This window comes from Candidatus Clostridium helianthi, from assembly GCF_045310795.1.
GTDB lineage: Bacteria > Bacillota > Clostridia > Clostridiales > Clostridiaceae > Clostridium > Clostridium helianthi.
The window spans coordinates 1-21,228 of sequence record NZ_JBJIAB010000028.1 but is presented as its reverse complement, the minus strand read 5'-3'; the positions used below and the strand labels follow the sequence as shown (position 1 = coordinate 21,228).

Annotated in this window: 19 protein-coding genes; 16 read left to right on the top strand and 3 right to left on the bottom strand. The window is 29.4% G+C overall.

Features of this window, described 5'->3' with window-relative positions; genetic code table 11:
* Nucleotides 1-222 precede the first annotated feature (222 nt).
* The 15 genes from nifE to ACJDTP_RS18640 all read left to right on the top strand — a co-directional run bounded on the left by nifE (nucleotide 223) and on the right by ACJDTP_RS18640 (nucleotide 18,227).
* Complete coding sequence (gene nifE / locus ACJDTP_RS18710; RefSeq protein ID WP_077844806.1) at nucleotides 223-1,587, top strand: nitrogenase iron-molybdenum cofactor biosynthesis protein NifE; 1,365 nt, start codon at nucleotides 223-225, stop codon at nucleotides 1,585-1,587.
* Nucleotides 1,574-4,264 (top strand): nitrogenase cofactor biosynthesis protein NifB, encoded by a 2,691-nt coding sequence (nifB, locus tag ACJDTP_RS18705; protein ID WP_406762093.1) that lies wholly within the window; start codon nucleotides 1,574-1,576, stop codon nucleotides 4,262-4,264. Before nifE ends, nifB begins: the two co-directional genes overlap by 14 nt.
* 328 nt (nucleotides 4,265-4,592) lie before the next feature.
* Nucleotides 4,593-4,901, top strand: a complete 309-nt coding sequence (locus ACJDTP_RS18700; protein ID WP_012058237.1) for a 2Fe-2S ferredoxin — start codon at nucleotides 4,593-4,595, stop codon at nucleotides 4,899-4,901.
* A gap of 284 nt (nucleotides 4,902-5,185) precedes the next feature.
* Nucleotides 5,186-5,986, top strand: coding sequence for a DUF1670 domain-containing protein (locus ACJDTP_RS18695; protein WP_406762092.1), 801 nt, complete (start codon nucleotides 5,186-5,188; stop codon nucleotides 5,984-5,986).
* Entirely contained in the window at nucleotides 5,958-6,851 is an 894-nt protein-coding gene (locus tag ACJDTP_RS18690; protein ID WP_406762091.1) for a DUF1670 domain-containing protein, read from the top strand. Before ACJDTP_RS18695 ends, ACJDTP_RS18690 begins: the two co-directional genes overlap by 29 nt.
* 381 nt (nucleotides 6,852-7,232) lie before the next feature.
* On the top strand, nucleotides 7,233-8,402 hold the full coding sequence (nirJ1, locus tag ACJDTP_RS18685; RefSeq protein WP_406762090.1) for a putative heme d1 biosynthesis radical SAM protein NirJ1: 1,170 nt from the start codon (nucleotides 7,233-7,235) through the stop codon (nucleotides 8,400-8,402).
* A 49-nt stretch (nucleotides 8,403-8,451) separates the two neighbouring features.
* Nucleotides 8,452-9,435: a putative heme d1 biosynthesis radical SAM protein NirJ2 gene (gene nirJ2, locus ACJDTP_RS18680; RefSeq protein WP_406762089.1), complete on the top strand. Its 984-nt coding sequence runs from the start codon at nucleotides 8,452-8,454 to the stop codon at nucleotides 9,433-9,435.
* A 51-nt stretch (nucleotides 9,436-9,486) separates the two neighbouring features.
* A complete protein-coding gene (gene ahbA / locus ACJDTP_RS18675) occupies nucleotides 9,487-9,954 on the top strand; it encodes a siroheme decarboxylase subunit alpha (protein ID WP_406762088.1) in 468 nt (155 codons plus the stop codon).
* Nucleotides 9,947-10,414, top strand: coding sequence for a siroheme decarboxylase subunit beta (gene ahbB / locus ACJDTP_RS18670; protein ID WP_406762087.1), 468 nt, complete (start codon nucleotides 9,947-9,949; stop codon nucleotides 10,412-10,414). The genes ahbA and ahbB overlap by 8 nt, the downstream gene beginning before the upstream one ends.
* Nucleotides 10,415-10,653: 239 nt before the next feature.
* Entirely contained in the window at nucleotides 10,654-11,568 is a 915-nt protein-coding gene (locus tag ACJDTP_RS18665) for a homocitrate synthase/isopropylmalate synthase family protein (protein ID WP_406762086.1), read from the top strand.
* A gap of 21 nt (nucleotides 11,569-11,589) precedes the next feature.
* Complete coding sequence (locus tag ACJDTP_RS18660; protein ID WP_406762085.1) at nucleotides 11,590-12,387, top strand: beta/alpha barrel domain-containing protein; 798 nt, start codon at nucleotides 11,590-11,592, stop codon at nucleotides 12,385-12,387.
* Nucleotides 12,388-13,831: 1,444 nt separating this feature from the next.
* On the top strand, nucleotides 13,832-14,251 hold the full coding sequence (locus tag ACJDTP_RS18655; protein WP_041896060.1) for a nucleotidyltransferase family protein: 420 nt from the start codon (nucleotides 13,832-13,834) through the stop codon (nucleotides 14,249-14,251).
* Nucleotides 14,248-14,676: a HepT-like ribonuclease domain-containing protein gene (locus tag ACJDTP_RS18650; RefSeq protein ID WP_077841059.1), complete on the top strand. Its 429-nt coding sequence runs from the start codon at nucleotides 14,248-14,250 to the stop codon at nucleotides 14,674-14,676. The genes ACJDTP_RS18655 and ACJDTP_RS18650 overlap by 4 nt, the downstream gene beginning before the upstream one ends.
* 12 nt (nucleotides 14,677-14,688) lie before the next feature.
* The gene (locus ACJDTP_RS18645) at nucleotides 14,689-17,619 is read left to right on the top strand and encodes a helicase C-terminal domain-containing protein (RefSeq protein WP_406762084.1); all 2,931 of its coding nucleotides are present in this window, start codon (nucleotides 14,689-14,691) and stop codon (nucleotides 17,617-17,619) included.
* Nucleotides 17,620-18,062: 443 nt separating this feature from the next.
* Nucleotides 18,063-18,227, top strand: coding sequence for a hypothetical protein (locus tag ACJDTP_RS18640; protein WP_181006005.1), 165 nt, complete (start codon nucleotides 18,063-18,065; stop codon nucleotides 18,225-18,227).
* A gap of 447 nt (nucleotides 18,228-18,674) precedes the next feature.
* On the opposite strand, the gene ACJDTP_RS18635 is transcribed toward ACJDTP_RS18640, so the two are convergent.
* The gene (locus ACJDTP_RS18635) at nucleotides 18,675-19,025 is read right to left on the bottom strand and encodes a DUF6568 family protein (RefSeq protein WP_406762083.1); all 351 of its coding nucleotides are present in this window, start codon (nucleotides 19,023-19,025) and stop codon (nucleotides 18,675-18,677) included.
* Between the two features lie 456 nt (nucleotides 19,026-19,481).
* Here ACJDTP_RS18635 and ACJDTP_RS18630 point away from each other — a divergent pair, with 456 nt between their 5' ends.
* Nucleotides 19,482-19,793, top strand: coding sequence for a glutaredoxin (locus ACJDTP_RS18630; protein WP_406762082.1), 312 nt, complete (start codon nucleotides 19,482-19,484; stop codon nucleotides 19,791-19,793).
* Nucleotides 19,794-20,002: 209 nt separating this feature from the next.
* Here ACJDTP_RS18630 and ACJDTP_RS18625 read toward each other — a convergent pair whose 3' ends face one another.
* Both ACJDTP_RS18625 and ACJDTP_RS18620 read right to left on the bottom strand, forming a co-directional pair.
* Nucleotides 20,003-20,446: an ImmA/IrrE family metallo-endopeptidase gene (locus tag ACJDTP_RS18625; protein ID WP_406762081.1), complete on the bottom strand. Its 444-nt coding sequence runs from the start codon at nucleotides 20,444-20,446 to the stop codon at nucleotides 20,003-20,005.
* A gap of 115 nt (nucleotides 20,447-20,561) precedes the next feature.
* The gene (locus ACJDTP_RS18620) at nucleotides 20,562-21,008 is read right to left on the bottom strand and encodes a helix-turn-helix domain-containing protein (protein WP_406762080.1); all 447 of its coding nucleotides are present in this window, start codon (nucleotides 21,006-21,008) and stop codon (nucleotides 20,562-20,564) included.
* Nucleotides 21,009-21,228: the final 220 nt, after the last annotated feature.

The window sequence follows — 21,228 nt, the reverse complement described above, 5'->3', positions numbered from 1 at the left end:
GCAATTGAACATGGATAAAACATGTCAATTGCTCTATTTATTAATAGGGCTTTTAATTCTTATTAATATTGAAAATTGAGAATGTAGAATGAGTAATAAATTTTGTTATAAGGAATTTGTAAAAAATGTATTGTGTGCATTGTTTAAAGAAAAGTTAACTTTCATCCTTTATTCTCAATTCTCAATCTATAATTACAAATTTAAAAGGTGGTGTGTGACATTATGGAAAAAAGGATATCTAATTCACTTCTTGAAGAAAGAGAAGATTTTGTGTGTTTTAAAGAAGGTCATAATAAAAAATCTATGAAGTGCGATGGGGATAGTGTATCAGGATCAGTTAGTCAAAGAGCGTGTGTATATTGTGGAGCAAGAGTTGTATTAAATCCAATAACAGATGCATACCACATAGTTCATGGACCTATTGGGTGTGCTAGTTACACTTGGGATATAAGAGGAAGTCTTTCAAGTGGTGAAAATTTATATAGAAATAGTTTTTCAACAGATTTAAGTGAACAAGATGTTATTTTTGGTGGTGAAAAAAAATTAATTGCTGCTATAGAGGGAATAATGGAGAATCATAATCCTAAGTTGATTTTCGTTTATGCAACTTGCATTGTTGGTGTAATAGGCGATGATGTTAAAGCCGTATGCAAAATGGCTGAGGAAAAATATAATGTACCTGTTATTCCAGTTATGTCGCCAGGTTTTTCTGGAAATAAATCTAAAGGATATAAATTAGCTTGCAATGCATTAATGAATTTATTTTCTAGGAATATTCTGCCTAAGAGAAAAGGAATTAATATGTTAGGTGATTTCAATTTAGCTGGTGAAATATGGATTGTTAAAGAGTATCTAAAGAAAATTGGAGTAGATGTGATATCAACTATAACTGGAGACTCCAGTTATGCCAAATTAGTCAAAGCCAGCAGCGCAAGTTTTAATGTTGTTCAATGTGCTGGATCCATGACATATTTAGCAAAGAGAATGGAAGCAGAAATGGATATTCCTTTCGTTAAAATAAGTTTTGTGGGGCTTGAGGATACAAAAAATTCATTGCTCAGAATAGCAAGCTTATTTGGAGATGAAGAAATGCTAGCAAAAGCTAAGGCATTTGTTAAAGAAGAAGAAGAAAAAATAATGCCTATATTAGAGAAATATAAGGAAAATCTTAAGGGGAAAAAAGCTGCAATATATGTAGGCGGAGGATTTAAAGCAATCTCCTTAATCAAACAGTTTAATGAACTTGGAATAGATACAGTAATGGTTGGAACACAAACTGGAAAGAAAGATGATTATGAAGTTATAAATAGTTTAGTTAAGGATGGAACAGTAGTTTTGGACGATGCAAATCCTTCGGAATTAGAAAAATTTATGATTGAGCAGGATGTAGATATTTTAGTTGGAGGGGTTAAGGAAAGACCACTTGCTTATAAATTGGGAGTTGCCTTTTGTGACCATAATCATGAAAGAAAGCATCCACTTGGTGGATTTGTAGGAGCTGTTAATTTCGCAAAGGAAATTAATCTTTCAATTAATAGTCCTGTATGGAAGTATGTAAAGGAGAGTGAAGAGAATGAAGGAATCTAAAAGTTATGTAAATCTAACCGTAAATCCATGCAAAATGTGTATGCCTATGGGAGTTAGCAATGCTTTATATGGAATTAAAAATTGCATGACTATATTACATGGTTCGCAAGGTTGTAGTACATATATTAGAAGACATATGGCAACACACTATAATGAGCCTGTAGATATTGCTTCATCTTCACTAACTGAAGAAGGAACTGTTTATGGTGGTGAAAATAATTTGATTAAAGGATTAGAAAATTTAATTAAATTATATAATCCAGAAGTTATAGGTATTGCAACAACTTGCCTTGCAGAAACCATAGGAGAGGATGTAGTAAGGCTTTCAAAGATATTTTATGAAAAGCACCCAGATAGTAAAGTTAAATTAATACCAATACAATCACCTGGTTACGGTGGAACTCAATATGGCGGATATTTTACAGCTTTAAGGGCAGTTGTAGAAAATGTAGAAATGTATACAGATAAAAATGAAAAGGTAAATGTTATTGCTGGGCCAATGAGCAGTGCAGATATGAGAGAGATAAAAGAGATATTAGAGGATTTTAAAATTGATTATATATTGCTGCCTGATTTGTCTGAGAACTTAGATGGAGTTCATAGCAAAAAATATAATAGGCTGCCAAGCAATGGTACAAGTATAGAAGAAATTAAATTTATGGGTGGTGCAAAAGCTACTATTGAATTAACTACATTTATTAAAGAAGAATATTCCGTAGGAAGTTATTTAGAGGAGAATTTTGGAGTTAAGAATTTTAGAATTAATGTTCCAAGAGGTCTTAGAGATACTGATAATTTTTTAAAAGTGCTAGCTAAAATATCAGGAAATCCAATTCCAGAAAAATATAAAAAACAAAGAGGAAGATACTTAGACGCTATGATTGATTCTCATAAATATAATGCAGAAGCTAGAATAGCTATATTTGGAGAACCTGATTTTGTATATTCAACTGCAAGATTAGCTGTTGAAAACGGAGCTGTTCCAGTACTTATTGCAAGTGGAGATGTATGTAAAAAGCTTGAACCAAGCTTAAGGGAAGAAGTTAACGAACTTTCTGAGCAGCTGTTTGCAGGTGAATGCAAAATCATAGATGAGGCAGATTTTAAGGAAATAGAAAAATTCGCCTTAGATTTAAAGGTAAATGTAATGATTGGAAGCTCGGATGGAAGAAGAATAGAGGAGAAACATAAGATTCCATTAATTCGAATGTCATTTCCTATTCATGATAGGATTGGTGGACAGAGAATATTATCTATAGGCTATGAAGGATCTTTAAATTTAGGGGATCAAATTACTAATGTTATGCTTGCTAAGACTGAAATGACCTTTAGAAAGAATTTATACAATGAATATTATAAGGAAGAAGTTGAAATAAGTAATAAAGATATAGCAATTGAGGGGGAGAAAAAGATGGAAGCAAGAATTATCAGCAGAGAAGAAGTAGAAGAAAAAACAAAAACACATCCATGTTTTAGCTGTTCATCAGCTCACAAGTATGCGAGAATGCATCTTCCTATAGCACCAAAATGTAATATTAGCTGTAATTATTGTTTGAGAAAATTTGATTGCGTTAATGAGAGCAGACCTGGGGTAACAACTGAAGTATTATCTCCAGAAGAAGCTTTTGCTAAATACAAACTAGTAAAATCAAAAATGGACAACTTAAAAGTTGTTGGAATAGCAGGACCTGGCGATGCTCTTGCTAACTTTGATAATGTTAGGGAAACTTTGAAGCTTATAAGAGAACATGATCCAGAAGTTACATTTTGTCTATCAACAAATGGATTGATGCTTCCATTTTATGCTCAAGAGCTGATTAATTTAGGGGTAAGTCACGTAACTGTAACAATGAATGCTATTGATCCTAAAATAACTGCTAAAGTATATAAATTCGTAGATTACTTAGGGGTTACTTATACTGGTGAAGAGGCGGCTCAAATCCTTTTAACTAACCAATTATCAGGTATTAAGTATTTAGCTGATAGAGGAATTATGGTTAAGGTCAATATAGTAATGCTTAAGGGAATCAATGATCATCATATAGAAGAAGTAACAAAAAAAGCAAAGGAACTTGGAGCAGGAATAACAAATATAATGCAAATGATTCCTGTAAAAGGAAGTGTCTTTGAAAATATGCCGCTTACAAGTAATAAAGAGATAATGGATTTAAGAAAAAAATGTGGAGAGCATATTGAGCAGATGTATCATTGTAAGCAATGTAGGGCAGATGCTATTGGTTTACTTGGAGATGATCAATCTCAAAAATTTAATAAGCCATCAAATGTAAAGGAAGTTACAGAAGAAAAACCACTAAAGTTTGCTATTGCATCAAAAAGTGGAATAGGCGTGGACATGCATTTTGGACATGCATCTGAATTTTATATCTATGAATATAAAAATGGAGAGCCAAGATATTTGGAAAAAAGAAATGTTGAAAAATATTGTAATGGTAAAGAAGTTTGTGAGGAAGAGGAAGATAAGTTTGCTAAGCTCTCAAAAGTTGTTTCAGACTGTAATGGAGTACTTTGTCTTAGAATTGGTGATGAACCAAAAAGAAAATTTAAAAGCATGAATATAGAAGTTTTTATGACATGTGAAACCATTGAAACAGCTGTTGAAAAAGCAGCAGAAGCTATATTAAAAGGAACTGAAGTTAAAGAAATGCTAAGAGCTTAATGTGATATCCAGCGAAAGAACAGGTACTCTGTTGTTTCGGTTGCTAGATAATATATCTGTGGGAAATGAAACTTGACTCACATTCGTTCACTGAGTAAGTTCGAGTAACCAAATACAAGATTTGGACTCTTACTTAACAGTAGAAGTTGCACCCATTTCTGCATGCTCCTTAGGCAAGCTAAGGACAAGCAAAAATGGAACAATTTCTACTGAAGAAATGCCTACAGCCATATTATCAATGCAACACTATACAAAAGAGTACCTCTTCTTTCTGGTATGGAATATACATCAAAGTATAAATATTTAATAAAAATAGGAGATGAGTGAAATGATTGATATTAAACATCATATTTTTGTTTGTGCAAGTTGTAGAGTTAATGGAATGCAAAAAGGAATGTGCTATTCTAAAGATTCAGTAAAGGTTGTACAAAAGTTTATGGAGGAAGTTGAAGATAGGGATTTAATAAATGAAGTAATGGTGACTAATACAGGGTGTTTAGGCGTATGTAATAAAGGTCCTATTGTAGTTGTTTATCCTGAAGGAACTTGGTATGGAAATGTAAAAGTTGAAGATGTAGAAAGAATTGTGGAAGAACATATTGAAGGTGGAAAAGTAGTACAAGAATTAGTTATTTAAAAATTAATTTTATACTAGTCCATAAAAGTGAGCTGTCACACTATGAACTGCTTTGTGTTAAGCAACAGTGAAAAAATAAAAATATTTGATACCGCCAATTACAAAAGTATTGGCGGTATTTTATGCTACAGATTTGGATATTCTCGATGGTATAAGGTACCATATATTTTAGAATAGTATTGTTTTACTGCATTAACAATTCATGGTATAATACTATTAGGTCATATGACCCGGGGTAAGATATAATAATGTTAGCCGAAAGCTAACGAATGGAGGATTACCAAATGGGGATGATGGCAGTTGAAAGAATGGAGAGTAAGAATCCATACCAAGGTTTGTTTAATGAACTAAAAGAAGAATATGGACTAAGTCCTATCGAAGCGAAAGCGCTTGTTAAGAGAGTTGAGCTATTCAAAGAAGAAATGAGTAGTGGTGTAAGAGACCATAATCAGATAGTCAGACAGGTTGTTGTAAATGGTGAACCTGCAGGAAAGAGAATAAGAGACTGTAGGCTTATACCAGTAACTCTCACTATGAATTTTAATGGTGAAGAAAAGGTTGAGCAAAAAAATGGACTCAGCTACTTAAAGAAAATGAAAGTTCATCAATTAGCTTGGGAGGCTTATGAACAAGGTGGTCTTCTTAGTTATGAAGATATAGAAAGTATATTAGGAATAAGTATAAGCACAATAAAGCGTTATATTAAGCAGTATCGTATAGAAGGCGTAGTTGTTCCAACCAGGGGTCAGATTGAAGACATTGGACCGGGGATAACTCATAAAGAGAAAATTATTGAACTTCTTGTAAAAGGTTATACATATTCAGAGGTAATGATTCAGACAGCTCATACTGAGGCAAGTGTGGAAAACTATGAAAAGAAGTTTGTGAGAATAGCATATTTCCACAGGGAAGGTAAAAATAAGCTACTAATTAGGACTTTAACTGGATATTCAGAATACTTAATAGATAGTTATATAGAGTTATACACAAAATATAGCCAGGAATACCCTGATTCCTTAAATAAAATGCTAGAAAGATTTCACAAGTACATTGACTGTGAACAAGAAAAAAATTTTAGGAACTAATGGACGTATGATAAATAATTGCAAAAATGATTCAAGGCAGCACTACGTACCGGGAGCGAAGCTGACATATGCAACAATGTTAAAGCAAATGTTGAAACAAGAATTAGGATATCAGGGAAAGCCTAAAATACTTGATTTGTTAGCAACCGAAATTGAAAATATAACTAAAGAATGTTATGTGGATAAAAATGATATAGGCCTAGGACAGATAAAAGTTGTAGTACCAAGTATACATGATAAGCCAAGTTGGTCACAGAATATAGAAGATACTGCGCTTGTAACAGTAACACTAACGCTACATTCTTCAGAAGATACAGAAGCACTAAAGGCTAATAAGCCATCTAGACTTGTAACACAAGACAAGTTGATGAGGATAGCTAAAGAAGCCATAGAGCAAGAGGGCGTTTTAAGTAGCGCAGTTGCTGCAAGCCTGCTGAATATAAAGCAAACAACTGTTTCAAAGTATGTAAAAGAGTATTTTGAAAGAGAAGGTAGGATTGTACCGTTAAGAGGCTTTGTACATGATATGGGGAAAACTACAACACACAAACGATGGATAATAGAGCTTTATCTAAATGGTTACACAACCAAACAAATACAAAGTAGAACAGACCATAAGATAGTTAGTATAGATAGATATATAAAGAGATATAAAGCTGTTGAAAATATAATTGAAGAAATTAAAACTGTGGATTCAATAAAAATATCTCGATTACTTGATATAAGTGTGCATTCAGCACGGGAATATACAGCTATATATCTAGAATACAGAGATACAGCAAAGATAAAGAGATTAGATTTTTTCAAAGATATTGAGGCGATTACTCAAAAAACTATAAATTCTGTGGATAAGTATGAAAAATAAAGTTATTCACATACTTCTAAAATCAACCAAAGGGAATTGACAGAATTTTATGAATAAGACATTTCTATAGGTAAATTTGACCCACCTTTCTTTGACAAGTAAGTAGTAAAGCCATTTATCACTACTTGTATGTTATATAAAAATAGAATATAATTCTAAGAAAAAACGAGATAAACGTAGCTATTTAGAGCTAGTAATTTATCCCGGGGTCATATGAACCTATATGAAGAATAATTAATTGAAGCCATAGAGAGTAACTATCTCTATGGTTTTGATTTTAAGATAGCTCTGTCCATGTAAAAAAATTTAGATTTGTTTTTGTTTATGAATTTAAAAAATTGCTTAGATCATAACGAATCAATGATGTAAGGAGATTTGAAAATGATAAGTATAACTAAACTTTTATGTAATTCTAATAATTATGGAGATAGCTTAAGGTATGTAGAAGGCGCAGCCATAGAAAAGTATGGAGTTAGTCCAGGAAGAGGACCTGTAGTTGCTTGGAACTGTACAAAAACTTGTAATTTAAAATGTAAACACTGTTATGCAAGTTCAGATAATAAAAGATATGATGATGAACTTACGTTAGATGAATCAAAAAAGTTCATAGACGATTTAAAAGATTTTAACGTACCAGCATTATTGTTTTCTGGAGGAGAGCCTCTCATGAAGGAAAACATTTTGGAATTATTAGATTATGCAAGTCAAAGAAAAATAAGAAGTACAATATCAACTAATGGTACTCTTTTAGATAAAGATGTTTGCAAATCTTTAAAGAAAATAAACCTTGGATATGTAGGTGTAAGCCTTGATGGTATAGGATCAAATCATGATGCGTTTAGAGGTGTTAATGGTGCTTTTGACAGTGCTTTAAGAGGAATTAGAAACTGCATTGAAGTTAATCAAAAAGTAGGTCTTAGGTTTACTATAAATAAAAACAATTATAAAGAATTAGAAGATATATTTAAGCTAATAAAAGAAGAAAAGATACCTAGAGTGTGTTTCTATCATTTAGTATATTCGGGAAGAGGAAGTAAAATGGTAGATGAAGATATTACTAAGGAAGAAACAAGACAAGCTCTAGACTTAATCATAAGTAAGGCAATAGAATTTGGTCCGAGTGTTGAGATACTTACAGTTGATAATCATGCAGATGCTGTTTATACATATTTAAAGTCATTAGAAAAATTCAAAGATAAATCAGATAACATATTAAAACTTTTAAAGACTAATGGTGGAAATAGATCAGGAATGGCTTTTGCGAGTGTAGACTTTTTTGGAAATGTTCATCCAGATCAATTTACTTGGCAACATACTTTTGGAAATGTGAAAGAAGAAAAATTCGGATCTATATGGAGAAATTCTGAAAATGAAATATTAAATGGTCTTAGAAATAGAAAAGAATTATTAAAAGGTAGATGTTCTTCTTGTAAATGGTTAAATGTTTGTAATGGCAATTTCAGAACTAGAGCTGAAGCAGTTTATAATGATTTTTGGGCAGAGGATCCTGCTTGCTATCTTACAGATGATGAAATTAATATTATGAAATAAGAAATACAAAGGGTTAAACGAGATTTTATGTAAAGGTGAGTGAATGCAAATGATAATATCATGGAATACTACAAATAAATGCAATTTAAAGTGCAGTCATTGTTATAGAGATTCAGGCAAAGAAAGTCAAGGCGAATTAAATACAGAAGAAGCAAAGTTACTTATAGATCAAATTGCAAAAGCTAATTTTAAAATAATGATATTCTCTGGTGGAGAGCCATTAATGAGAGAGGATATTTTTGAATTAATAAATTATGCATCCAAAGCTGGCTTAAGACCTGTCCTTGGAACAAATGGCACTCTTATATCAAGGGAAATTGCAGAAAAATTAAAAGCTGCTGGTATTTCTGCAATAGGAATAAGTCTTGATAGTCTTGATTCAAAAAAACATAATAAATTTAGAGGAAATAATGAAGCCTTTAGAGATACTATTTATGCAATGAAAAATTGTAGAGATTTAGGTATTAGATTTCAAATTCACACAACTGTCATGGATTGGAATAAAGATGAGATAATTAGTTTGACTGACTTTTCAGTAGCTATGGGTGCAGCAGCTCATCATATATTCTTTCTTTTGCCTACAGGAAGAGGAAAAGATATAGAAGATGAATTATTAAGTTCAAAAGAGTATGAAGAGTTATTAACATCAATAATGAAAAAGCAAAGCGAAGTAAGCATAGAAATAAAACCAACTTGTGCTCCACAATTTGTTAGAATTGCAGAAGATTTAGGTGTAAATAGTAGATTTAAACGTGGATGTATTGCAGGAACAAGCTATTGTATTATTAATCCAAAAGGAGATGTTCAGGCTTGTGCTTATTTAACAGAAGTAGCTGGTAATATAAGAGAAATCCCATTTGATGAAATATGGAAAAATAGTGAATTACTCAATAACTTAAGAACTCAAGAATATAAAGGAACTTGTAACAGTTGTAAAGATAAAAAAAGTTGTGGAGGCTGCAGAGCAAGAGCTGCATATTATAATGACGGAGATTATATGGCATCAGATAAAATCTGCATTTTTAATAATTAAAGGCAAGGATTTTATTTGACATTCCAAAACTTTATGCTGGGAGGAACTGCTATGGATAAAACAGATAGAGAATTGCTTAATTTAATGCAAAATGAAATTCCAATAGATAAAAATCCTTTTAAAATACTAGGGGAAAGATTATTACTTACAGAAAATGAAGTATTAAAAAGAATAAGTAATTTAAAAAATGAAGGAATAATAAGAAGAATAGGTGGAATTTTTAATTCGAGAAAAATTGGATATACAAGTACTCTTTGTGCAGCTAAAGTTCCTGAAAATGAAATTGAAAGAGTTGCAGCATATATAAATATGTATGATGAAGTAACTCACAATTATATAAGAGAAGATGAGTATAATATGTGGTTTACCATGATAACGCGTTCAGAGGAGAATTTGATTAATATTCTTGAAGAAATAAAAAGAAATACTGGTTTGGAAGAAATAATGAGTTTACCTTCAGTTAAGTTATTTAAGATTAAAGTGGCTTTAAATCTTCAAGGGGATGATACAAATGATTAGTGATTTTGATAAGAAAATAATAAGTAGATTGCAAGAGGATATTCCTATAATAACTAATCCGTATAAGGATATAGCTAAAGAGCTTAGTATTGATGAAGATGTGCTTATAGATAAAATCAAAAATTATAGTGAAACTGGAATATTAAAAAGAATAGGAGCAATACTTTATCATAGAAAAGCTGGATTTAAAGCTAATGCAATGGTAGTTTGGAAGATTGATGATGAAAGATTAGATGAAATTGGAGAATATATGGCATCTATTTCTGTAGTTACACACTGTTATGAAAGGAAACCTTTTGGTTCGTGGGATTATAATCTATACACAATGATACACGAGAAAGATAAGGAAAGCTGTAACAAAATTATTAAGCAGATAGCTGATGATATAGGAATTGAAAATTACAAAATTTTGTATAGCACAAGAGAATTAAAAAAGACTAGCATGAGATATTTCAAATAAAAAATTAGATTAGGTATATATTTTATATATACAAATCATTGGTTATATGATAAGATGAGTATAAAATAGCATATTAACGAAGACAATGTGGTCTAAAACCAAACTAAAAAGTTTTGTTTTAGGCTATTTTTTGTTGGCAAAGGAGCCTGTTTAATATATATAGATATATTAAGTAGGCTCCTTTTAGGTAGATTATATTCACATGTAGAAAAAATTTGCAATTAAAAAGGGGTGGAATTATGGATGAAAGAAAAATCGAAATTATAGATAGGACAATAATTGTTTTGAGAGAAATATTTGGTGATAAGTTAAAAGAGAAAAGCGCACAGGTAAGAGAATTGATAAAATTACTATATATAATAGGAAGCGATTATATAGAAATTACTCAAGAGCTCTATGAAGAACTATCACCATTGCCTCAAGATGTAAAATTCATAATATCTAACAATAATAAAATTGAAATAGAAAGTGTTAATGTATTATTTGAGGTATTAAACAATAAGTTAAACATATATAACAAAAGTAATGCAAGAATAGTAGGACTTGATGACATTATCTTTTATGATTATCAGCAGATTTTTTTAGAGATAATAAAATTCTTTGGAAATAATATAGAGCTAAGTATAAAAAATAATTATAAATCAGCTACTGCGATGAGTTTAGAATGGGTTAAAGCTGGAGGGAAAAAAGTTGTAACGACTTTTGCAGGAATTGGCGGCTTTGCTCCTCTTCAAGAAATATTAGGAGGGTCTTCTTTTTTAGAAAAAATAAAGGATCATAGTAATTATAGGCTATTTCCGAAGGTATTAAGCATATTTGAAGATATTACTGAAAGTAAAATCAAAGGAAATGCACCTTTTATAGGAAAAGATATTTTCAATGTAGAATCAGGCATTCATGTAAATGGAATAGCTAAAGATTCAAGAACTTTTGAACCATATGATCCTAGTGAAATAGGAAGAAAAAGAAATATTATTATAGGTAAGCATTCAAGTGTAAATGCATTAGAAATAAAATTGGAAGAACTGAACATAAAATATGAGCATGATAATTTAACAATTATGTTGGAAGATGTAAGGAAATTGAGCACACAAAAGCGTGGTGGATTAAATAATGATGAAATAAAAAGATTATATAAGAAACTGTGCATCTAGATTTTATAAGGGGGTGATATATTGATTTGCAATGAAAAATTGGATAATGAAATATATATTGTAGATACAACTTTAAGAGATGGTGAACAATGCGCAGGAAAAGCTTTTTCAATTGATGAAAAAATTGAAATTGCAAAATATATGGATAAAATGAAGATTTATCAGATAGAGGCAGGCATACCTGCAATGGGAGATTTAGAAAAAGAATGCATTAAGCGGATATTAGAGATAAGAAAAAATTCACTGATTTCCACTTGGAATAGAATGAATAAAAATGATATATTTCACTCAATGGAGTGTAAGCCAGATATCATTCATATTAGTGTTCCTACATCAGATATACAAATATATTCGAATTTAGGAAAGGATAAAAAGTGGGTTGAAGAAAATCTTAAGGAATGTATATTTTTAGCAAGGGACAAAGGTTATGAAGTTACTATAGGTTTTGAAGATGCTTCTAGGGCAGACATTAGCTATCTTATAAATTTGTGTGAAATAATTATGAGTATGGGTGTAAAGCGGGCGAGATACGCAGATACCGTAGGAATATCCATGCCTTCACTTATAAAGGATTCAATTAAAACTTTAATTAATAATACTGGAATAGAAATAGAAATTCATGCTCATAATGATTTCGGAATGGCGATTCCAATTTCCCTAGAAGCAGTTAAAAGTGGTGCTAAATATGTGGACTGCACGTTGGGGGGAATAGGTGAAAGAACAGGAAATTGTAATTTGCAGGAGTTTTTGAAAATATCAAATGCATTTTTAAAAAGGAATAAAAAAATTGAGGGATTAGATATATGTTGCAATTCATAATGCACACTTTACAATTCACAATTATGGATAAAATTCTTGCAATATTTTTAGAATTATCATGAAGAATTATTTTTGTTTGCAATATATATATTGTAATAATAAATTCGTACGTAGAATTCCAATAAGACAATTGCCTAGATGAGAATAAAATTTAGAAACTCAATTACAACATATATAGCATAAAACATTTCTAAATACAATTATTAAAATTATATATAAATAAAAAGATGAGCTTGAAAATGTAGATATTATTTCAAGCTTATTTTATTGCGTGGGAAATTATAGATATTCAAGTTTAAAACTTACATTCATTGGCTGAATAATCGGTTCTCAGCAAATCAAAGATTTATGTTCTCTATGTATCATAACTATTGAAGCTACAAGAATATTTATAACATCTACTTATGATTGGTGTTATATTCAGCATTTACCATACTTAAGTGTATATCAAACCTAGAAATTGGATACATATTTGTGGAATAGGCATTGAAATAAGCTGTAGATGTTTCTTAATGGGAGGTTATTTCATTTGCTGCTTGTCATGAGCTTGTCTCAGGAGCATGCTGAAATGAGTGCAACCTTTTACTTAGAACTTTCTAGCGAAAATTTCTTAAGTCCTGTGGAATAAAAATATATGCAATTTCGGTATATATAGATAAACAATTTAAGCATTCGAATTATTAGAAGAGCATATTTGCAAAGTTGATAAAACTTTAAGTTCATGTCTTCATTAGAAATCATAATTATATTTGTGAAGAAAACATTTAAAAATGAGCTGTTAAAGGTTCTTAGTTGTAGGTTGTTCCACTTTAGCTTGTCACACTGAAAGTGGGAGCATGCTAGAGTGGATACAACCTGCTGCTTAGAACCTTCAGCGATATTTTCATAGCTTTTCGGAACAAAATATTTATGATTTCGGTAAGTTATCACATAAATCTAAGTTCAAAGCTAGATATTTATATAGATAAACAACTTATTGAGAATTTGATTTGCACTTTGCAATAAATACATACTAGAAAGCAGAAACATTTTTATGCAGCAGGCATTGAAAATGAGCTGCTAAAAGCTCTTAATTGTAGGTTGTTACACTAATGCTTGTCACAATGAAATTGGGAGCAAGCATTAGTGGTGCAACCTGCAATTTAGTACTTTCAGCGAAGTTTTCATAGTCCTGTGAAATAACAATGTTTCTACTTTCAGGGAGATATATGCATAAGTTCAGGTCTTAGAATCATCCATCATAATTTCCTTAGAAACTGGAACAACAGCATAATCCTTATTTCGGCGAGCTATACGCATAAATCTAAGTTCAAAGTTAAATATCTATATTGAAAAAATATAAGTTGCATAGTATTATTTATAAAGTCCAAAATAATAAATGTGTTTAAATAAAATTGTGTTATAATTTATTACATAAATTATTGTAAATTGGCGGGTGAACAAGATGAAGTTGGCAGATGAAAAAAAACAAATTATGAGCAAACTAAAAAGTGAAGAAGTAAATAATCTTCTAGAAAGATATGGCATTTCAAGTATGCTCACTTTTGGAAGTTTTAACAACGATGATTTCACTCAAGAGTCAGATATAGATATAGCAGTAATAGGTATAGAAAAGATACCTTTAGATAAAATATTAGATCTTGAATTATTTTTAGAAAGAACTTTAGGGAAAGAAATTGATGTTATAGATTTAAGAAGTAGAGAATTAACTATATTTTTAAAGATAAATGTATTAAATGAAGGTAAAATTATATATTCTAATGATAATAACATTATTTTAGAAAAGTATAAAGAAGAAGTTGATATAATATATAGAGAAAATGAAAATTTCTTTTGGTTTAGAAGAAGGGATGTGTTGTCATGAATCAAGAAAGACTTATAAAGATAGTTGAAGATTTTCAAGAGTGTATAAGTGATATCGATGAATGCATTGAGATATTAAAAAACAATAGTGATAACAAAATAATGATTAAGCTTGCAAAATCTAGTTTGAGACAATTATTTGTAAGTTTTAATACAATACTAGAAGACTTTACATCGGTAACTCTTAAGTCATTAAAAAAGTATAAAATAGGTATGACTTTAAATGATAGTTTGGAAGTTTTAAAAGAGGAAAAAGTACTAGATGCAGAATTGTTTAATTTCTTAGAGAAATCAAGACTGCTTAGAAATAGAATTTCACATAGATATAAAGAACCAGCACATGCAGAATTATTTGAGCATGTTGTAAAGTATAATGATGATTTTAAGAAAATTTTAAATATTGCAAAACAGTATTTAAAAGAGTAAGTAGGGGAAAAGATGCTAGAAGATTTAATCAGTGTTTTAGATAATGTAATATATTTAGATATAGAAACAACTGGACTTGATGAAACATGCTCAGAAATTATAGAAATTGGAGCTGTTAAAGTTAAGGATGGAGTTATAACTACTTATAATACATTAATAAGACCAAGAGGACGCGTGCCAATAAGTATTTACAGTCTCTGCAGTGATCTAAAGGAGGAAGATTTACTAAGTGCTAGAAGTTTGAATTCTATAAAAAAAGAAGTACTGGAGTTTTTAGAAGATTTACCTTTAATCTGCCATAATGCAAATTTTGAAAGAAAATTTTTATCCTTTTATATTCCTGAAATAAAAAATACAATAATGGATTCTATGGAGCTTGCAATAATTCTAGAACCATGGAGAAAAGAATATAATTTAAATTCTTTGATTAAAGAAATCACTAATTTAAATAAGGATGAGTTACATAGAGGACTATCAGATTCAATAGATACCTTAAAAGTAGTTAATTCACTACTTTTAAGGCAATGGAATAGAGAAGAAAACAGCAGAAAAAAGAATAAATCTCTGCATAATCTAATTGTTAAGGAATATCAGCATTTACAAAAATGGCCATGGACTAAGCATTTATTGAAGCCTCCTTTTTTCATTGAGGAAGGTTATACATATGTAAATTACCTAGAGAACAAAGAAGAGGAACTTAATCTAAAGAAAATTCCTATAGATTATTTGAAATATGAAGATTTACTTGAAAATGAAGAGATATGGAATAATGGCGGAGATTTTGGATACCAGTATAGAAAAGATCAAAAGGAATTTGCAAAAAAGATAAGAGAAAACTTCGAAAAAGGTGAGAGAATATTTATAGAGGCACCAACAGGAAGTGGTAAAACTTTTGCGTATGTAATAATAGCGGCTATTGAAACGTATCTAAATAAGCAGAAAAATAGAAAAGATGATGCTAGCTTTATTATATCTACCAATACAAAGGAATTACAAAATCAACTTATTGAGAGAGATATTCCTACTATACTTAAAAAATTAAGATTAGATGATAAATTAAATTATGGTGCTATGAAAGGGAAAGGAAATTATCTTTGCATAGAAAGAATAAATAAATGTGAAGAATTTCAGATGGATGAAAAAGGGAATCTAGCATTACTTTTTCTAAGGAGACTTTGTGAAAATGGTAATTATGGAGATATAGAAAATATAAATTATCTAGTGCAAAAACATCTGGAATTGGACAAGTACATAAGGGAAGTTAATTGTGATAGTGAACAATGTAAGCTTGATAAATGTACAAGGGCTTGTTTTTTAAGAAAAAGGTATAATGAGCTGCCTGAGGAAAACATTACAGTTATTAATCATTCTCTTTTAGCATGCTGGCCATATACTGAAAAGAAAAAAATTAACCACATAATTATTGATGAGGGTCATAACTTAATGGAAAAGTGTTATGATTTTTTTGCTGAGGAATTTTCTTCAGCTGAATTTATACAATTGCTAGATCTTATAGATAAAGGTCATCCAAGTATTATAGCTATGCTTTTAACTTTAAATGCCAGCTTTGGTTATAGGGAAACCATAGAAAAAGATAAAATTATGTATTTAGCAAATGATATTATAGTGAATATAAACATATTGTTAAATGATTTTAGAAGCTTAAGGCTTGTTAGCGGGGAATATAATTTTACTACTGAATTTTTCCTTCCAAGAGAAGATTTAAAAGGAATAACAAATGCCGTAGGATCTGAGATATCAGTTTTGAAAGAAAGTATATATCCACTATATAAGATGTTAAATGATTATATTTATAATATAACTTTAGATGACGAAATAGATGGAGATATTGACCACAAGAATTTATCTGATTTCATAGCAAAGCTTAAAGGTGCATTTGATGTTTTAGATAAGTTTTTAGAAAGCTCAGTATTCTATGCAAAAATATTAGAAGTAGACTCAGAATATAAATCATTCACACTTAAAAATGTTCCTTTAAATGTTGGAGAGCTAGTTAATGAACATATGTTAAAAGATGTTAAAAGTACAACGTTCTTATCGGCAACATTGAGAATAGAAAATTCTTTTAATAAAATGAAAAAGCATTTAGGACAGGAAAAGGCAAAGGAATTTATAATTCCACCAACTTTTGATTTAAAGAAAAGGACTAAAATCTTTGCTTTAAAAGATGTTGGGAGGTATGATGAACCATCATATATAAAAAATGTTTCCAAATTTATTTATAATACCGCATTAAAAATAAATGGTCATATTCTTGTTTTATTCAATAATAATGCAAGGAGAACTGCTGTGAGTGAAGAACTTGAGCTGCTTACTAGAGGAACAAAAATAGAAGTACATATGAGCAAAAAATCAGTAAGAGCTTTAAATGATAAAAATAGGCAGGTTATAATACTTGGAAGCAAGGGCTTTTTTGAGGGGATAGATGTACCTGGAGATGCATTAAGCTGTGTTATGTTAGATAAAATTCCTAACTATAGTCCAGAATATCCTATTTTAAGAGCAATTACTACATACCAGAAGAAGGGGTATCAGGATGTGAATTATCCGCAGGTATGTATTAAAGCTAAGCAAATATATGGTAGACTTATTAGAAGCACTTTTGATTATGGATACTTTATAATTTTAGATCCAGGGCAAAACTCATATACTATAAGAAATCTTGAAAGAGATCTAAATGGGCCAAGTATAGAATTTTCAACGACTACTAAAGTACTTTCAGAGATGGAGTTTGATTATAACAATTGGAGAAGAAACAATATTAATATAATCATAAACAACATTAAAAAGAATAATAGAAGTATTGAAGATGAATTTAACAATGAAGCAAAGAAGCATAAATTATTTTGGGAATTACTAAAAGTTGAAAATGGTATGTATTATTTTGAAAACATTAATTTTAAATTAAATGGTAAGATTTAAAATTAAATTTAAGTGATAACTTACCGAAATCATAAATATTTTGATTCCGAAAAGCTATGAAAATATCGCTGAAGGTTCTAAGCAGTAGGTTGTATCCACAAATATATTTATGATTTCTAGTTAAGATATGAACTTAAGGGGTTAGCAATTTTGTAAATATGTGAATCTAATAAATAGAGTTCTTAAATCAGTTATATATATTACAATTATAGGATGTTTTTGGTGAATTATTTTGATAATGGTAAAATTTTTAGAAAAAATATAAGATTTAAATGTAATATATGCTATAATAAACGTATATAAATATAAAGTTGAAAATTTATTATATTTTTATACGGAGGTGGTAATAATATAAATAAAGTAATTTATTTTACAAAATAAGAAAATAAGAAAATAAGAAAATTATAATTTAGAGATTGAATAAAGAGAGGGATGTTAAGGGTATGGTAGAAAATGTAACACAATTATTACAAGAATATAAGAGTACAAAGGAATGTTTAGAATGTGGGTTGAAGTCGATGCCTAAAAATGAGTATGCTAAGTCTAAAATAGAAGTTATAAATATGGTCATAAGTGATCTAGAACAATTAGAACAACAACTTAGTTAATAAATTAAAAGTATTAAAGTGAAAATTATAACTTTAAAGTATAAAAAAAGTTATTAACATATAATAAAACTGCCTCAAAACTGTATTTTGAGGCAGTTTTATTTATATATGTTGAAATTCACAATTCACAATGTACAATGTACATTTTACAATGCACAATGCACAATTCACAATTTACAAATAATGAAGGGTGAACTATATCATAGGTGAAGACTTACTTATCATTATTCATAAATCCATTAGGTTAATAATACGAATTTGAGACATTAGACATATTAAAATATCCTAGTAAAGCTTATTTATGCCTTACTAGGATATTTTACTGTTACCTTTAAAAATATTAAAGTTGCTAAAATTTTTATGCTTACCATAGAAAAGCACTATCACCTTTTTGTATTATTATAATTAGTATATCTTTAGTTTATAATAATTAAATTCGTTGATTATTTATTTTAAAAGATCCAATATTTCGTTCTCTGAAAGTGAAGAATCGCAGCGAACCTCTATTTCTCCCTTTTTACTAACAATAAATCCTGGTACAGTTACAATATTATATTTTTCTCTAAATGAGGCAATTAAATTATCTGAAAAATTAGAACTATCTACATAGTAAATTGTTGTGTTAATTTTATTAGTCAAGGCACTTAATTTTTTTGCAAATTTACGGCAGAATGGGCATGTTGCACGACCAATATAGATAACAGCTAAGTCTTTATTAGATAATAATTCTTCTGCTTGTGTAGAAATTACTTTTTCAAATAACTTTACATTCTCTTCATAGTTATCTTCTTCAAACATATGTATTCTCCTCCTAGTTTTTTATAACAGTATATCAAAGCTAAATTATTTAATCAATCTAGTTGACTTTTCTAGCAGTTGTTTTGTGAAATTATAGAAAGTATTATAAAAGAAAATTCTAGGTTAAGGGATGTAAAAAAAGAAAATTCTAGATTAAGAGATGTAAAAATGGTTTAAAAAGTTTCATAATTCAATCAAATGTTTCTTTAAGAATTATTGTATTAATTAAAGCAAGTGACCTATAATAAGCCAATTTATAGAATAATTATGGTATTTAAGTGGAAATAATAAGTTAAGCACTATAGTAAATTAAAATTAACAATAATTGAATTTAGTAATGATATATTTGATATAATAAAGAGGTGAGGAATTGATTGTGAGCAAAAATATTGCTGAAGAGTACATTACTTATAAAACTAAGCATATTAAATACTTAAAAAAAGGGAGGAAAATAACATGAAACTAACAATGTATGGGGCAGCAATCTGTCCAGATTGTGTTGAAGCAAAAGTTATTTTAGAAAAACATAAAGATATAGAATTAGATTATAAGAATATTACTGAGAGTACTAAAATATTAAAGGAATTTCTATCTTATCGTGATAATGATAAAATGTTTACTAATGTTGTTAAAGAGAGGAAAATAGGTATCCCATTTTTTATTTTAGAAGACGGAACAAAAACTTTAGACATATTTGATTATTTGGATATAGAAAAGCCTAAGAAGGTTGTAAATAGTTGCTCTATAGATGGTAGTGGTAAGTGTTAATAGATGTTAACTTATAGTGAATTTTAAAGGTCAGGTTTCGCTTTACCAAGTTAAGACGGTAGCAAAGATGCCATTTAAAGAGAAGTAAGAAATTTTAAAAGGTTTGAAATAAAGGGATTTTCGGGATTTGAGTATAGAAGCACAAGTCTTGAAAATCCCTTTTTATACTTTGCTTAAATTACAAAATTGAGCAGTTAATATTTTTCGTTTTATTTAAACCTTAATTTCAACTTCAATAATTCTATTGGTACATTAAGCTGTGCAGCTATTTGTTCAAAAGTCATACTTTCAAAATTATCACTTTTTAAATCTTCATTATCAATAGCTAAATTAGCTGAAAAGTAATCGGCTTCATTTTCGAGTTTACTTTTAATAACAAAAGTATTTTTCTCTAAAAACAATATGTTAAGTTTATTATGAAAGAGAGCATGTCCTAACTCGTGCGAACATGTAAAATATCTTGAATATTCATCTAAATTGATATTAATGTGAATTATTTTATTACGTGGAGCAGCTTGGAAAAATCCATTTATATTTTTACCAAGGTTCTCATATAAAATTTTTATTCCAAGATATTCACAAAGTTCAAATGGATTTTTCGTATGATATTTTTTCTTTAGCTCCGCGACTTTTTTATCTATAATTTTATTCAAATAAATACCCCCAATTATTGACCATTATAATCATTAAGTAAAACTTGATTCAGTTGGAGTTTGATCTTAATCTGAACCATAGTTGAACTTATAAGTGGATAGACATCAGAAAATCTTATTTTTTGAATTTATTAGGCGTAAATTTCTTTTTGTTTACCTTTTTGGCATATTCAAGTCCATTTTGAATGGCAGCTTTAATTAATTCAAAATCATCTTCATCTATAAGTTCTCCAGATAGCATTAGACCTTCTTGCTTTTCTAACATTTCAAGAGTTTTATTTAAAGTTTTTTCTATATCTTTTTCATCTTTTTTAGTTAATTCTGGCTCCAATCCATCAGCAGAAGGGGGAGATGCAATATCTGTTTTTCCTAAAAGAAAGTCAACAGATACTGAAAACAAATCACTTAGCTTGGATAACGTTTCAGCATCAGGGGTTCTATTTCCATTTTCCCAGTTAGAAACAGTTTGTTTGCTAACGTTCATTATAGCAGCTAATTCTGGTTGATTATATCCTAACAACAATCTTCTTTCTTTAATTCTTTCATTAAGAGTACTACTCATATTTCTCACTCCTATCTTTTATTTATTTATTTATTTATTTATTTATGTTGCAATTCACAATGCACATTTCAGAATTCACAATTACGGCTAAAATTCTTGCAGTAGTTTTAGAATCATGATGAAGAATTATTTTTGCAATATATATATTTGAGCAAATTTCATATTTGCTAAATAGCTAATTTTCTAGTTTTAAGTTATTTAAAAAAGGAAAATCACCCCA

What these genes read in the sequence shown, in the direction of transcription:
- ACJDTP_RS18640 (WP_181006005.1), top strand. Translation starts at nt 18,063, where the DNA reads ATGGTAGAAAATGTAACACAATTATTACAAGAATATAAGAGTACAAAG.
- ACJDTP_RS18620 (WP_406762080.1), bottom strand. Translation starts at nt 21,008, where the DNA reads ATGAGTAGTACTCTTAATGAAAGAATTAAAGAAAGAAGATTGTTGTTA.
- ACJDTP_RS18665 (WP_406762086.1), top strand. Translation starts at nt 10,654, where the DNA reads ATGGATGAAAGAAAAATCGAAATTATAGATAGGACAATAATTGTTTTG.
- ahbA (WP_406762088.1), top strand. Translation starts at nt 9,487, where the DNA reads ATGGATAAAACAGATAGAGAATTGCTTAATTTAATGCAAAATGAAATT.
- nirJ1 (WP_406762090.1), top strand. Translation starts at nt 7,233, where the DNA reads ATGATAAGTATAACTAAACTTTTATGTAATTCTAATAATTATGGAGAT.
- nifB (WP_406762093.1), top strand. Translation starts at nt 1,574, where the DNA reads ATGAAGGAATCTAAAAGTTATGTAAATCTAACCGTAAATCCATGCAAA.
- ahbB (WP_406762087.1), top strand. Translation starts at nt 9,947, where the DNA reads ATGATTAGTGATTTTGATAAGAAAATAATAAGTAGATTGCAAGAGGAT.
- ACJDTP_RS18650 (WP_077841059.1), top strand. Translation starts at nt 14,248, where the DNA reads ATGAATCAAGAAAGACTTATAAAGATAGTTGAAGATTTTCAAGAGTGT.
- ACJDTP_RS18700 (WP_012058237.1), top strand. Translation starts at nt 4,593, where the DNA reads ATGATTGATATTAAACATCATATTTTTGTTTGTGCAAGTTGTAGAGTT.
- ACJDTP_RS18655 (WP_041896060.1), top strand. Translation starts at nt 13,832, where the DNA reads ATGAAGTTGGCAGATGAAAAAAAACAAATTATGAGCAAACTAAAAAGT.
- nifE (WP_077844806.1), top strand. Translation starts at nt 223, where the DNA reads ATGGAAAAAAGGATATCTAATTCACTTCTTGAAGAAAGAGAAGATTTT.
- ACJDTP_RS18695 (WP_406762092.1), top strand. Translation starts at nt 5,186, where the DNA reads ATGGGGATGATGGCAGTTGAAAGAATGGAGAGTAAGAATCCATACCAA.
- ACJDTP_RS18630 (WP_406762082.1), top strand. Translation starts at nt 19,482, where the DNA reads ATGAAACTAACAATGTATGGGGCAGCAATCTGTCCAGATTGTGTTGAA.
- ACJDTP_RS18635 (WP_406762083.1), bottom strand. Translation starts at nt 19,025, where the DNA reads ATGTTTGAAGAAGATAACTATGAAGAGAATGTAAAGTTATTTGAAAAA.
- ACJDTP_RS18645 (WP_406762084.1), top strand. Translation starts at nt 14,689, where the DNA reads ATGCTAGAAGATTTAATCAGTGTTTTAGATAATGTAATATATTTAGAT.
- nirJ2 (WP_406762089.1), top strand. Translation starts at nt 8,452, where the DNA reads ATGATAATATCATGGAATACTACAAATAAATGCAATTTAAAGTGCAGT.